General features: G+C 59.6%; 11 protein-coding genes. 4 read left to right on the top strand and 7 right to left on the bottom strand.

The genetic code is table 11. The features are described from left to right. The first annotated feature begins 591 nt into the window (after positions 1–591). From tnpA to K7H91_RS19165, 4 genes are read left to right on the top strand one after another with little or no spacing between them, the layout of a single operon-like run. Positions 592–1,002, top strand: a complete 411-nt coding sequence (gene tnpA / locus K7H91_RS19180; RefSeq protein WP_230721829.1) for an IS66-like element accessory protein TnpA — start codon at positions 592–594, stop codon at positions 1,000–1,002. Next, positions 999–1,346 carry an IS66 family insertion sequence element accessory protein TnpB gene (gene tnpB, locus K7H91_RS19175; protein ID WP_230721828.1) on the top strand — a complete coding sequence of 116 codons (348 nt, stop codon included), beginning with the start codon at positions 999–1,001 and terminating at the stop codon, positions 1,344–1,346. The genes tnpA and tnpB overlap by 4 nt, the downstream gene beginning before the upstream one ends. Positions 1,347–1,391: 45 nt before the next feature. Continuing rightward, entirely contained in the window at positions 1,392–3,050 is a 1,659-nt protein-coding gene (gene tnpC / locus K7H91_RS19170; RefSeq protein WP_230721827.1) for an IS66 family transposase, read from the top strand. After that, entirely contained in the window at positions 3,005–3,661 is a 657-nt protein-coding gene (locus K7H91_RS19165) for a plasmid pRiA4b ORF-3 family protein (RefSeq protein ID WP_230721826.1), read from the top strand. The genes tnpC and K7H91_RS19165 overlap by 46 nt, the downstream gene beginning before the upstream one ends. A gap of 86 nt (positions 3,662–3,747) precedes the next feature. On the opposite strand, the gene K7H91_RS19160 is transcribed toward K7H91_RS19165, so the two are convergent. From K7H91_RS19160 to traA, 7 genes are all read right to left on the bottom strand, one after another. Continuing rightward, positions 3,748–4,995, bottom strand: coding sequence for a type IV pilus twitching motility protein PilT (locus K7H91_RS19160; RefSeq protein WP_230721825.1), 1,248 nt, complete (start codon positions 4,993–4,995; stop codon positions 3,748–3,750). Beyond that, positions 4,956–5,870, bottom strand: coding sequence for a type IV secretory system conjugative DNA transfer family protein (locus K7H91_RS19155; RefSeq protein ID WP_230721824.1), 915 nt, complete (start codon positions 5,868–5,870; stop codon positions 4,956–4,958). Before K7H91_RS19155 ends, K7H91_RS19160 begins: the two co-directional genes overlap by 40 nt. Then, positions 5,867–6,370, bottom strand: coding sequence for a DotD/TraH family lipoprotein (locus tag K7H91_RS19150; RefSeq protein ID WP_230721823.1), 504 nt, complete (start codon positions 6,368–6,370; stop codon positions 5,867–5,869). The genes K7H91_RS19155 and K7H91_RS19150 overlap by 4 nt, the downstream gene beginning before the upstream one ends. A 128-nt stretch (positions 6,371–6,498) precedes the next feature. Beyond that, complete coding sequence (locus tag K7H91_RS19145) at positions 6,499–8,427, bottom strand: ATP-binding domain-containing protein (RefSeq protein ID WP_230721822.1); 1,929 nt, start codon at positions 8,425–8,427, stop codon at positions 6,499–6,501. Positions 8,428–8,519: 92 nt separating this feature from the next. Then, entirely contained in the window at positions 8,520–9,278 is a 759-nt protein-coding gene (gene istB, locus K7H91_RS19140) for an IS21-like element helper ATPase IstB (RefSeq protein WP_230721821.1), read from the bottom strand. Continuing rightward, complete coding sequence (istA, locus tag K7H91_RS19135; RefSeq protein ID WP_330166021.1) at positions 9,275–10,771, bottom strand: IS21 family transposase; 1,497 nt, start codon at positions 10,769–10,771, stop codon at positions 9,275–9,277. The genes istB and istA overlap by 4 nt, the downstream gene beginning before the upstream one ends. Positions 10,772–10,849: 78 nt before the next feature. After that, positions 10,850–12,766: a Ti-type conjugative transfer relaxase TraA gene (gene traA / locus K7H91_RS19130; protein WP_230721820.1), complete on the bottom strand. Its 1,917-nt coding sequence runs from the start codon at positions 12,764–12,766 to the stop codon at positions 10,850–10,852. Between the last annotated feature and the right edge of the window lie 57 nt (positions 12,767–12,823).

Genomic DNA, 12,823 nt, shown 5'->3' with positions numbered 1-12,823 from the left:
GGCCTTCATTTCGATGTCGCGCTAGTATCTGCGAATCGGTTATGCTCTGGTGCCGCGTAAGGCCTGTCGAATCATTGATGCGGATCGCAACATAATTCAGTCAAAGTTGCAGCGAGTGTCGGACACGCAGCTTCGCGGGCGGTTACGCGAGCCGACCAGCGCATGGCGACGGTTGGGCGAGAATACGTCCAACCGCCGGCGAAGGCGGATGCTTACCCTATATGATGAAGTATCGATGTACGACGTAGGCCAGCTTCCAAAGCGACAGGATCGCCGCGGCGGCGAGAGCGATTAAAGCCAACATTAGCCAGTTGTGGTCAACGATAGCATTCTCGACAACATTCATAAGTTTTAGGAACATGATGCCGAAGGACAGAAACATGCTCGCGATCACAGCGATGGCCGGCACGCAAAGAAGAAAGACGATCGGCCAGTAGACCGCTATCCGGACGATCCGCTCCCCGAAGCTTGCCTCATAGCTTTTTTTGTCCCTGACGGGTCGAAGGTATTTAGGTAAGCCTCCGGTGAAGGCCGTCTTGCGAGATTGGCGTGAACATTGGAAGTCCTAGTGCAAACACTAGGAGTAGTCCTATGACCAAGCATTCGATTGAAGTGATCACGTCTGTCGAGCGCCGTCGGCGCTGGTCTCGCGAGGACAAGGAGCGGCTGGTTGCCGCCTGCCTTGAGCCTGGTGCGGTTCTTTCCGAGATTGCGCGATCGGCCGGCATCCACGTGAGCCAGCTCTTTCGGTGGCGCAAGGAACTCTGCCGGATCGAGGAGCCCTCGACGCCGGGATCGAGCACCTTGGTGCCCGTGATCGTTTCGGAGGCCGCGCCGGCAGCCCAGCCTGCCGCCTCAGAAGCGCCGGCCTCATCGCATCCCCGCCGGAAACGCAGCGATGTCACGATTGATCTGGGCCGCGGTCGTCGTGTCCGCGTGGATAGCGACATCGACACGGAGGCACTTGGCCGTATTCTCGATTGTGTGCTGGGTCGGCGATGATCCCGGTTCCTGCTGGTGTGAAGGTCTGGCTGGCGACAGGCCACACGGACATGCGCAAGGGCTTTCCCGGTTTGTCGTTGATGGTGCAGGAGACGCTGAAGCGCGATCCTATGTGTGGACACCTGTTCGTCTTCCGCGGTCGTGGCGGCGGCCTGATCAAGGTCATCTGGCATGATGGCCAAGGAGCGTGCCTGTTCACGAAAAAGCTGGAGCGGGGACGCTTCATATGGCCGTCGGCGGCCGATGGAACGGTGGTGATCACACCTGCGCAGCTCGGATATCTGCTGGAAGGGATCGACTGGCGGATGCCGCAAAAAACCTGGCGGCCGACCTCGGTCGGGTAAGTAAAAATGCTGGAATGACGGGAGCGAATATGATTCCATCACTCCATGAACGACGCGGCCCAACAGCTTCCTAAGGATCTTGCCAGTGCACTTGCTGCTCTGGCGGAAGAGCGAGTGCGCCGTGTTGCTGCCGAGGCAGAAGCGACGATAGCGAAGGCGGAAGCTGCCAGTGCAAAGGCGCTCGTGTCACATTCCGAGGCGCTGATCGCCCGGCTGAAGCTGGAGATCGAGAAGGTTCGCCGCGCGCTTTACGGCAGCCGCTCTGAGCGCAAGGCACGGCTTCTCGAACAGATGGAACTGCAGCTCGAAGAACTCGAGGCTGATGCCGGCGAAGATGAACTGGCAGCAGAGATCGCAGCCAGTGCCTCAACCGTCAGGGCCTTCGAGCGTAAGCGCCCTTCACGCAAGCCGTTTCCTGAACATCTGCCGCGCGAACGTGTCGTTATCGCCGCCCCAGTCAGTTGTCCCTGCTGTGGATCGGCCAGGTTGTCGAAGCTCGGCGAGGATGTCACCGAGACTTTGGAGGTCATTCCGCGTCAGTGGAAGGTCATTCAGACCGTGCGGGAGAAGTTCTCCTGTCGTGAATGCGAGAAGATCACGCAAGCCCCAGCGCCCTTCCATGTGACGCCACGAGGCTTTGCCGGGCCCAACCTTCTGGCAATGATCCTGTTTGAGAAGTTCGCCCAGCATCAACCGCTCAACCGTCAAAGCGAACGCTATTGCCGTGAGGGGATCGATCTCAGCCTTTCGACACTGGCTGACCAGGTTGGCGCGTGTGCCGCGGCCCTCAGGCCCATCCATTCGCTGATCGAGGCCCATGTTCTGGCGGCCGAACGACTGCATGGTGATGACACGACCGTGCCGATCCTGGCGAAGGGAAAGACCGATACCGGTCGCATCTGGACCTATGTCCGGGATGACCGACCATTTGGTGGGCACTCACCACCTGCTGCCCTTTACTATGCCTCACGAGACCGGCGACAGGAGCATCCCGAGCACCACCTGAAGACCTACACCGGCATTCTGCAGGCAGATGCCTATGGCGGCTACAATCCGCTGTTCAAAGCAGATCGCGATCCCGCGCCTCTGCGCCAGGCACTCTGCTGGGCACATTCGCGTCGCAAGTTCTTCGTGCTGGCCGACATCGCCACGAACGCCAAACGTGGTGGCAAAGCCGCGCCGATCTCGCCTATTGCGCTGGACGCCGTCAAACGGATCGATCGCCTGTTCGACATCGAACGGGAGATCAACGGTCTTGCCGCCGACCAACGCCTGGAGCGCCGCCACCAAGACAGCCAACCAATCGTCGAAGAGCTGCACGATTGGCTCCAAACCGAGCGGGCAAAGCTGTCGCGCAGTTCTCCGGTCGCCGAGGCAATCGACTACATGCTCAAGCGCTGGGTTGGCTTCACATCCTTCCTCGACGACGGCCGGATCTGTCTCACGAACAACGCCGCCGAGCGCGCGCTTAGAGGCTTCGCACTCGGCAGGAAGTCATGGCTCTTCGCCGGATCGGATCGTGGTGCTGATCGCGCCGCGTTTATGGCCACGCTCATCATGACCGCCAAGCTCAACGACGTTGATCCGCAGGCCTGGCTTGCAGACGTTCTCGCCCGTATCGCCGATACGCCGATCACAAGACTGGAGCAATTGCTTCCGTGGAACTGGATCTCGGCACGGTCACCCTTGGCATTGGCATCATGACATCCAACGAACGCATCGCCCGGCTCCACATCAAACTCGATCATATCGAGCCAACCATATGGCGCAGGGTCGAGGTCCCGATCACCATCAGCCTGAAGGGGCTGCACGACGTCATCCAGGCCGTCATGGTGTTTGAGGATTATCACCTCTTCGAGTTCCATGCCGGCGGCAAGCGTTATGCCGTTCCTGATCCCGAATGGGACATGGGTCGCGAGACCTATGCCGCCCGCAACGTCAGGATTGGCGCTCTGGTGGATCGCGGCATCACCACCTTCAACTATACCTATGACTTCGGCGACGACTGGCGCCATTCAATCACTGTCGAGGCCGTCATGGACGCCGATCCGGCAGTCGAATATCCGCGCTTCATCGACGGCGACCGGCGTGCGCCGCCCGAAGATGTCGGAGGCTTGCCCGGCTTCCAGGACTTCCTCAACGCGATGGCAAAGCCGCGACATCCGCAACATCGCGAAGTCGTGGAATGGTATGGCAGCCGCTTTGAGCCGGACGATATTGGCGTCGATACAATCAATCAGAGGATAGCGAAACTCGCCCGCCGCCGAACCCTCGGAAAAGCTGGCTTCGCAAAAAGCCAGAACAGCCGCCACTGAAGGGAAACCGGGCCCATCCGCGGCCCATGCCGGATGCTTACGTATTTAGGGACCTGCATATTTTCCTCCTTCGTGATTAGCGTCCGTCAGTGGCGCGGCAGCAATCGCCTGACGTCGTCATACGAAACCTTGCCCTCATCAACTTTCTGTTGGGCCGCATCATGCATGGAGCGGGCAAGAACACGGTCGGCCGGTTCCTGCATCAGGCGGCTCACGACCTTGGGCCAGTCACCGATAGGGACAGAAACAAACTGATCGCGCACATAGTCATCAAACAGCAGATACTCGCGCAGCGGCACGCGGCCGCGATGGTCGCTGGTGCGGACCAGGTGCTGAACGACGAAGAGCTGGAGCGACGTGATCAGGTCGAAGGCGCGGGCGTCGCGTTCTTCGGCCGGGAAGTTCACGACCATTCGTCGCAGGCCTTCCGCCACCGATCCGGCATGCGTGGTGGTGTAAACCAAGTGGCCGGTCAGACTGGCCTCAAGGCATCCCTCAAGGGAGGCTTTGTCACGAGCCTCACCCAGCGAAATAATATCAGGCGCGCAGCGCAGTGCCGCCCACACCCCGTCGCCGAAAGATGGCAGGTTGCGCCCTTCGCCGATTTCTGACTGCTCGATGGAGGATGCACAGTCGCTGTGATCCGTCAGCACGTCGGAATAGGTGAACTCGATAGGCGCCTGCAGATCGACGATCGCTTTCGGATCGGCCGTGTTTTCAAGATGAAAGCGCGTGATCCCGGCAAGCGTCGTGGACTTTCCCTGGCCGGTCGCCCCGGCGACCACGACAATGCCATGCTGAGGCGACATGTACGGGCGCACTTCAGTGTCGAGACCGACATCATCGATCGTCGGCGTCTTTGTCGGCAACGGTCGCATCGTCATGGAAATGCCGTCGCCGGCACCTTTCATCACGCCCTTGGCGTTCACGCGGAAACGCTGACGTCGGTGGCGATCAATCGGCACCTCGAACGAGAAGTCCAGCGGCCGCCCTTGACGCAAGATGCTGAAGGCATCTTCAGACCGCCAGATATGGCTCAGGATACTCAAGACCTCTGAGGCATTCAGAGGTTTTGTCGTCGCAAAATGCTGCGTGCCATGCATCTTGATCCGGACACGACTATCGGTCTGTATCCGGATGTCCGACGCTCCTTTGATGGAGGCCCCGACCAGCAACTGCTGAAACGGGTCCATGTCGCCGTCAAAACGCAACGGCTCATGGTTCAGGACGCGAACATAGGGCTCCTTCGGATCGTAGGCGTCTTCCGTCAAATTCGAGAGATCAACCGCCGGCATTACTTGGCCACCTGAAAACGTCTCTGGATCGGCTTCCATCGGGCAGGGTTCTTGACGAACCGGGCGGCATCGTCGATCTCGACACGGCGCTCCCCGATATAGAGCTCGTCGACATCACCGGCCGCGCGTGTCTCGCTCGACTTCAGCACGAGGTTGGTAATAAGGCCGGCTTCCACTGCCTTGCGATACTCGACCATGCCAAGGTAGTCGCTCCGCAACAGGTTCAAGTTTTCCTGCAAAGCAGCGTCGGCCTGCTGCACGCCCTGCGCCCAGCCTTCATCGAGATATTGCGACCAGATTTTCGTTTCATCGTCATCCTGGGGCAACAGACGATCGTCAGGCTCACGCGGCGTATCGAGCGGGAGCACAAGATAGTCGCGCCAGGTCGGCAGAATGGCGGCCAGGCGGCCTGGCTCCTCGATGCGGTAGTATTCGTCGGCGGCAACACTCTTGCGGCCGTTGTCGGTGACGTTGATCGCCGCCGTAGCGCGGGTGATCACAGGCGGCAACACGTAGCCTGTTTCCCGCGGTGCCTTGAACGCGACCCGGTTGAAATTGAAGGTCTCCGAAAGCTTGACCGATTCACGCTCCAGATCGTTCATGATCTCCCAACTGCGCCGCTCAAATCCTGCTTGTGCACCATAGGCAAGGGCAGCGTCCCGAAGGACCGAATAGCGCTGCTCCTCAACCTCGGTCCCACCAAGCTTTCCGCGTTTGGCCCGCGAAGCAAACTGCTTGTAGGACAAGGGCGCATATCGCGGACTGGTGACGTCATCAGGGCCGCCGAGTTGCGGGACAGGCGGCGGTTCCGGTGTTTCGTCCTTCATGGTTGTGCATGAAGACAAAAACGCGGCCATAAGAATGCCTGTCAGCGCCATGGCACGGTTGCGACGATGAAAAAGGGGCTGGCTCACGGCTTGAGGTCCTCCTGATGCGGGATCGGGCTTTGCTCAGGGCGAGCGTAATAGATCGTCATGTGTCTGGCACCCTGATCGATCACAAGGCGCGCTCGCCCCTTCGCCTGCCCGTAGGCTTCCCGAAGCAATCCCAAGGCCGTCAGATTGTAGAAATTGGTCGAGATCAAAATCGGAGCGCCGGCCTTTTCCCCGGACGCTGACACGCTATAGTCCACTTCGCTGGCAACCCGCGTTGTCAGCTCATCCAACGTTCCCTGCCATTCGGCATCAACGATCTTCATAAGCGGGCCTTGGGCAATCCCCGGATTGCGCACCTCAACCGTATTCGTAGCGCGCGCTTCCAGGACATTTTGATAGAGCGCTGCATCGTTCAACGCGCTTCGAACGAGATGGACTTGATTGTCGATGTAATTGATCGTAGGGGAATCCGACGGAGCGTCTCTTGTGCTGGTACAGCCAGCGAGCACAGCCAGTGCCAGGCTGATCGCGATGCGCATAGGGAAACCTCTTGCGGTGCGGAAATTGCAGCGTAATACATCTGCAATTCACCACAATGGCCGCCTTGATGCAACATCAAAGAGAACAAAAGGGTGATCAGTCACCATTCTTGCCGATTTTGGAGCGCTTATCTCCCGATAGAATGATACTGCGACTTCTCGTGCTCGAGACGAGTTTTGCGCCGCTGTGTCCGATCGATCTCGACACACCTGTCATAGGCAGCGCAGATCTGGCGGGCATCATGATGAACCCTCGATCTTGCTTCTGGAGAAAGCTCCGGCATAGCGCGCGCGATCATATCCCGGTCCGGCACACCACTGCCGTCACCAAACCTTGCCCTGATATCATGAGCGACACCCCGCAGCTGGCCGACGGCTTCACTGTCCTCGACCGCCGCCCTTTCAAGAGCGCGACGTTCGTCTGAGCGTTCCGGAAGACTGGACGCTTTCGACAGACAGGCCAGCACATCTTTGGCGGCTGGCGACAGTCCGTCGATCGGCGCAGCCATCTGGCTCCGCAGCTTCCTTTCCGATTTTTCGGCACCCTCAATGCTCACCTTCAATGATCCGGCAAAGGCATCAGCGCTACTGGTTGCCGGCATCACCGCCGCAAGTGCCGCTTTCCGCTCTTCATCAGGGCGCCCCAGGAAGTTTGTGTTGCCGTGCAAATCGCCTAGTGATGCCGGGTTCTCCTCCATCGCTTTGAGGACCTGAATGACATCAGAGCCATCCGTCACCGCCGCCGCCAGCTTGTCGAGGATCGCGGCCGGATCGCGCCAGACCTTGCCCATGTTCTGAAGCGCAGACCGGTGCAGCGACTTGGTAACCGCCGCGTAATTGGCCGGATCACGGGCAACGGCTTCGACCGAAACGGGCCATTGCGTCACGGCCGGAATAAGCGGTTCATCCGGAAGGCGATAACGTGCCCGCTCCTTTTCATAATCGGCCTCAAGGCCAGCGGCGCGCCGCTCCGTGACCATGACGGACGCAACATCGACGCGGCTCTTGTCGGCGGCGGCCAGCTGACCGACATGCACCAGCTGCCAGTTTTCCTTGATGAAGGTCTGCGCCGATGGCGGAAGATGCGCGACAAGCTCCTGAAGCTTATCCTCATCCGGATCGCGACCAAGAGAGCGAACTTCCACCGGGGAAACGAGCGCTGCGATCTGGTCATTGAACATGACCAGATCGGTCGCTGACGACATCTGTGTCAGCTCGGTTTCGGCAGCGCGGAACCAGCGCCCCCGTTTGCCGCTGTAGCCGTTCGTGTTGCGGTCCACTTCCGAAAGCCGCGATAGCGCCTGACTGACCGCTGGCGTCAGTTCAGGAAGCCTGATCTCTCTTTCAGCTTCAACAGGCCGCGCACCGTCGGCAGGCGTGACATTCGGCGAGACGTCAACCGCTTGCGGACGCGCAAGCGAAAGCCGTTCGGAAATTGCCCTGAACCGTTTCGCAATATCTGAGAACCGCGAACGCATGGCATCGAGCGATCGACGCCAAAGACCGCGCAGTTCGCCGATGTCCGGAAGGTCGCGCCGACGCACGAATGCGTCCCGTTCTAGCTGATAGTCGGGCGTATGCTCGTAGGCTAACGTAGAATCTTTGAGCCGGTCCCGCGACAGCGTGTCCAGCAGATCCCTGGTTTCAGGAAAGTCATTCCGACCTGCATAAAGCGTGACCGTCTCGCGATGACGCGATAGCGCGACATAGGAAAGCTGCGCATCCATCATCTGTGTGGCAAGCACATGCACCCGGTCGACAGTCGATCCTTGAGATTTATGGATCGTGGTCGCGTAGCCATGATCAACGTTGTTGTAATGCTCATGGTTGACCGTAACGGCTCTGCCATTGTCAAGCCGAACATCAAGAATGCCGTCATTCGCCTTTTCCACGGTTGCCAGCATCCCGTTCTTGACGCCGAGGTCGCGATCATTTTCCAGGAACAACAGCCGGTCGCCAACGGCGAAAGCGCGCGGGCCACGCACCGCGTCAAACGACACTTCGTTTTGAAGCCCACTGTCAACGGCGGCGTAAAAACCGGCCACGGGGCGGAGCAAAAGTCGGCCACCTCGGGCGCCGGTATGAGGCCCGCGGGAGGGCGTAGCCCGAGCGGGGGCCTCATACCGGCGTTGCAATTTTCTGAAGGGTTTCAGCCGGCCTTTCGGGCGCTGCTTTGGGCGAGACGATAGCTGTCACCGTTCATTTCGAGAATGTTGACGTGATGCGTGACGCGATCGAGCAGAGCGCCGGTCAGTCGCTCGGATCCCAGGATTTCGGTCCATTCGTCAAAGGGCAGATTGCTGGTGATCAGGGTGGCACCCCGTTCATAGCGTTGCGAGATCAGCTCGAACAGCAGTTCCGCGCCGGTCTTGGAGAGCGGCACGAAGCCGAGTTCGTCGATGATCAGCAACTTGTACCCTGCCATCTGCTTCTGGAAACGCAAGAGGCGCCGCTCGTCACGGGCTTCCATCATCTCACTGACCATGGCTGCGGCTGTGGTGAAGCCAACGGACAGGCCCTTCTGGCAGGCTGAAAGGCCGAGGGCGAGCGCTATGTGCGTCTTCCCGGTTCCGCTGGGGCCGAGAGCGATGACGTTCTCGCGACGCTCGATCCATTCGCAGCGGGCCAGCTCCAGCACCTGCATCTTGTTGAGCTTCGGGATGGCGGCAAAATCGAAACTGTCGAGGCTTTTGACAACCGGGAATTTGGCTGCCTTGATACGCCGCTCGACCTTGCGGCGATCCCGTTCGATCATTTCCCGCTCGGCAAGCCGGGTGAGGTATCCGATGTGGTCGACACCCTCGGTGGCGCAAAGCCGGGCCAGTTTCTGATACTCCCGCTGGAAGGTCGGCAGCTTCAGGCTCTTGAGATAGTGGGCAAGCAGGATCTCGGGTGCTTCGGCGCTCATGCCGCTTCTCCCTTCCCCGATGACAGGAGGCCCATATACGCCTTCGCCGATGTCGTCTCGACGGTTGCTCTCGGCAGATAGGGATAGATCGACAGATCCAGTCGAGGCGGCCGGCGCTCCACCCGGCAAAGAATCAGATGTTTGACGGCGTCGAAGCCAATCGCCCCGAGTTGCAGGGCTTGCTTGATCGCCGCATGCAGGTCAGCCATATCGAAGCTTTCCAGCAGACGAAGAACCTGTACGTATTCCCGCCGGCCATGTTTTGCCATGCGGCCTTCCATCAGGCGGCACAGTGTGGCGAATTCCTCCGGTAGATCCCAGCCCTGCAAAGGGGCTGCCTGATCCAGCGCATTGATCTTCTGCTCGATCAGCGGCAGGTAATGCACCGGGTCGAAGATGACATCCTCCCGATCAAAGCTCCTGGGATGGCGGGCGATGATCTCACCGCGGCAACCGATCACCACCTTGTCGACATAGCCTCGGATCCAAACGTCTTGATGACCGTAGGCGACGGGTACGGAATAATCGTTCGTCTTGTAGCGAACGAGAGACTGTGCCGTGACCCTGGCGCTGGCCTGATCGCAGGCGTCAAAGGGCGACGCCGGCAAGGACTGCATGGCAGCCAGATCGCGCTGCAGCCGTTCACCGATCGTCTCGCTCTCACCGCGCAGCCTGTCGCGCTGGCGCTTGCGGCACTGTTCTTCCAGAAAGGCATTGAACGCATCCCACGTCGGAAACTGCGGGATGGGGACCATGAAGTTACGCCGGGCATAACCGACAAGGCCCTCGACGTTGCCCTTGTCATTGCCCTTTCCGGGACGGCCATAGCGATCCCGGATCAGATAATGGGACAGGAACCCGCTGAACAGCGTCGCCCGCTTGCGCGTGCCATCGGGCAGGATCCTGGCCACAAGGCAGCGGTCATTGTCATAGACGATCGACTGCGGCACGGCCCCGAAGAAGGCGAACGCATGGACGTGGCCATCAACCCAGGCCTCGGCCACCGCCGCCGGATAAGCGCGCACATAGCAGCCGTCACTATGTGGCAAGTCGAGCACAAAGAACCGGGCCTTCTGCTCGATGCCGCCGATCACGACCGTCGCCTCACCGAAATCGGCCTGCGCATGACCGGGCGGATGAGAAAGCGGCACGAACACTTCCTGGCGACGCTGTTCCCGTTCGCGAATATAGTCCTTGATGATCGTATAGCCGCCGGTGAACCCGCACTCGTCGCGAAGCCGGTCAAAAACACGCTTGGCCGTATGGCGCTGTTTGCGCGGCACTTGTCTGTCTGCATCCAACCAGTGATCGATCGTCGAAACGAACGCGTCCAGCTTCGGCCGCCGGACTGGCGATTGTCGCTGATAGCCAGGAGGCGTCGAATACGACAGCATCTTCGCTACGCTGTCGCGGGATATGTTGAAGTGTTTGGCTGCCTGACGTCGGCTCATCCCTTCCGAGACGGCCAGACGAACCTTCAGATAAAGATCCACGGTGTAAATCCTCTGTCCCTCCTGCGCTCATTGCAGAAGGAAGATAGGTGGCCGGATTTTACTCCGCCCGCGACCGAATTATTCCGCCGCTTCCGTGGCCGACTTTTGCACCGCCGTTCTCAGCCCACCCTGCTCCTTGATCGTCTGGCGTGCCCGTTCATTCAGACTGAACACCGCGTCCTTGGTGTGCGCCAGCATCAGCGTATCGGCGCCGGCGCGCCAATCAGCTCCCCACGCACCAACCAACTCAGACATGGCATCGTCACGATGGCCCCGGATATGGATGTGTCCGTTATCGGCATAGGCTTCAAGCGCCGCGCGACTATCACCGCGACCGAATGCGAGGGACGCGTCCCGCATCCATGTTTCGCTCTGACGGCGCACCTCCGTCAGCTCGACAAACCCGGTGTTATCCGCAATGGCGCGAAACGCAGCGCCGGCCTGAATAGGCTGAAGCTGCCGCGCATCCCCGACAAGAACAAGCTTGGCCTGGGCCGAGTTGACCGCATCAACCAACATCGCCATGTCGCTCGATGAGACCATGCCCGCCTCATCCAGAACGAACACGTCGCCTTTCTGAAGGCGGCGCTTGTCGTGTTCCCAAGACAAGCGCCAGGACGCGAGCGTCTTGCTCTCGATACCAGCCGATTCAAACAGGCCCTCGGCCGCCTTTCCGGCAAGCGCCCCGCCAACCACACGACGCCCCTGCCCTTCGTAAACCTGCCGCACAACATCCATCACGGTAGACTTACCCGCTCCCGCATAGCCGACCACCGTCGATACGCCGCGATCGGAAGTGACGGCGTGAACGACCATCGCCTGTTCGTCGGAAAGGGAAAACCCGTGCGACTTCGAGAAGTCCGCGATCGCCTTTTCAACGTGACGCAGCGAGGCACCGAAAGACTGATCCGTCGCACGCTGACGGACGCCATCGATCATCCCCGCTTCCATCTGCAGGACTTCTCGCGTCGTCATCTTCTCTCTCTCAAGAAGCTTGTTCGTGAAAGGATCGCGGATTTCCTGGGAAAGCGTCACAAGGTTTTCGAGCGCACCCACACGGAGGAAAAGCCCGGTAAATTCTTCAGACGTTGACGCATACCGATGGATCAACTTCGCAACATCGCGCTCATCGAACACGGATTTCTCAGCCGTGATCATTTTCACAACAAGCGAAGGATCCTCCGCCAGCCTGCGGAAATTCTCACGCATGACCTGTTGGTGCTGCTGCACCATCTCGGTCTGAATGCCGCGCGCCTCCATGTCGTCGACGGCGGGGCCGCGATGCGTCGTCGGCTCCAGCGGAATGTCCCGATCTTCGAAGCTGCGATGATCAACCGTCGCGTCATTTCCATGCGCAACCAAATGACGATTGACCTCCTGCGACCAGGCTGCGCGGATCTCGGGAAGACGGTCCTTCCAACCCGCGAAGTGGCGATAGACGATCTCCCCTTTTTGACCCTCGACCTTTGGCGGCCTTCGGACCGATTGACCGTCACCATCAAGAACCGGAACCCGTTTTGGGCCAAAGCCTGTCTCGGTCAGCGGCCGCAACGCCACCATGATGTGAACATGCGGATTGCCTGTAGCATCATGATAGTTCCAGTCTGCCACCTGCCCGCGGGCCGCGAACTGATTGCGCACATAGTCACGAACCAGAGCCTTGTTCTGCTCTACGGACAACTCAACGGGCAGCGCGACGACGAACTCGTGCGCGAGTTGAGCGTCATCGCGCTTTTCGCTGGTTTCGACACGGTTCCAGAAATGCTCGGCAAACTCGTGTGGCGAATATCGATCATGCCAGGCATGTATCCACCGCGGGGCGCCTTCGGGCAATGCGACTTCACTGTGGATACAGCCCTTCTTTCGACTGTAGTCGGCAATCTCTCCGGAGCGCGCGACATTCATATGTGTCGCGTGGCGATATGCTGCGGCAGCAACGGCACTCTGCCCTTTGCCACGGGATATCTGATGAGCGCGCAAATGATAGATCGCCATGAAACCCGCGTACCATCTTACATTATTGAAAACAATGTATAAGTGCGCATTTAACAA

Origin of the sequence: Martelella mediterranea, from assembly GCF_021021415.1 — a bacterium.
In the GTDB taxonomy this organism is placed as follows: domain Bacteria; phylum Pseudomonadota; class Alphaproteobacteria; order Rhizobiales; family Rhizobiaceae; genus Martelella; species Martelella mediterranea_C.
Note: the sequence above shows the minus strand (reverse complement) of the source record. Positions and strands in the feature narration are given on the sequence as shown.

Coding starts and splice junctions, on each gene's coding strand:
- tnpB (WP_230721828.1), top strand. CDS start 999: ATGATCCCGGTTCCTGCTGGTGTGAAGGTCTGGCTGGCGACAGGCCAC.
- K7H91_RS19150 (WP_230721823.1), bottom strand. CDS start 6,370: ATGCGCATCGCGATCAGCCTGGCACTGGCTGTGCTCGCTGGCTGTACC.
- tnpA (WP_230721829.1), top strand. CDS start 592: ATGACCAAGCATTCGATTGAAGTGATCACGTCTGTCGAGCGCCGTCGG.
- traA (WP_230721820.1), bottom strand. CDS start 12,766: ATGGCGATCTATCATTTGCGCGCTCATCAGATATCCCGTGGCAAAGGG.
- tnpC (WP_230721827.1), top strand. CDS start 1,392: ATGAACGACGCGGCCCAACAGCTTCCTAAGGATCTTGCCAGTGCACTT.
- K7H91_RS19160 (WP_230721825.1), bottom strand. CDS start 4,995: ATGGAAGCCGATCCAGAGACGTTTTCAGGTGGCCAAGTAATGCCGGCG.
- istB (WP_230721821.1), bottom strand. CDS start 9,278: ATGAGCGCCGAAGCACCCGAGATCCTGCTTGCCCACTATCTCAAGAGC.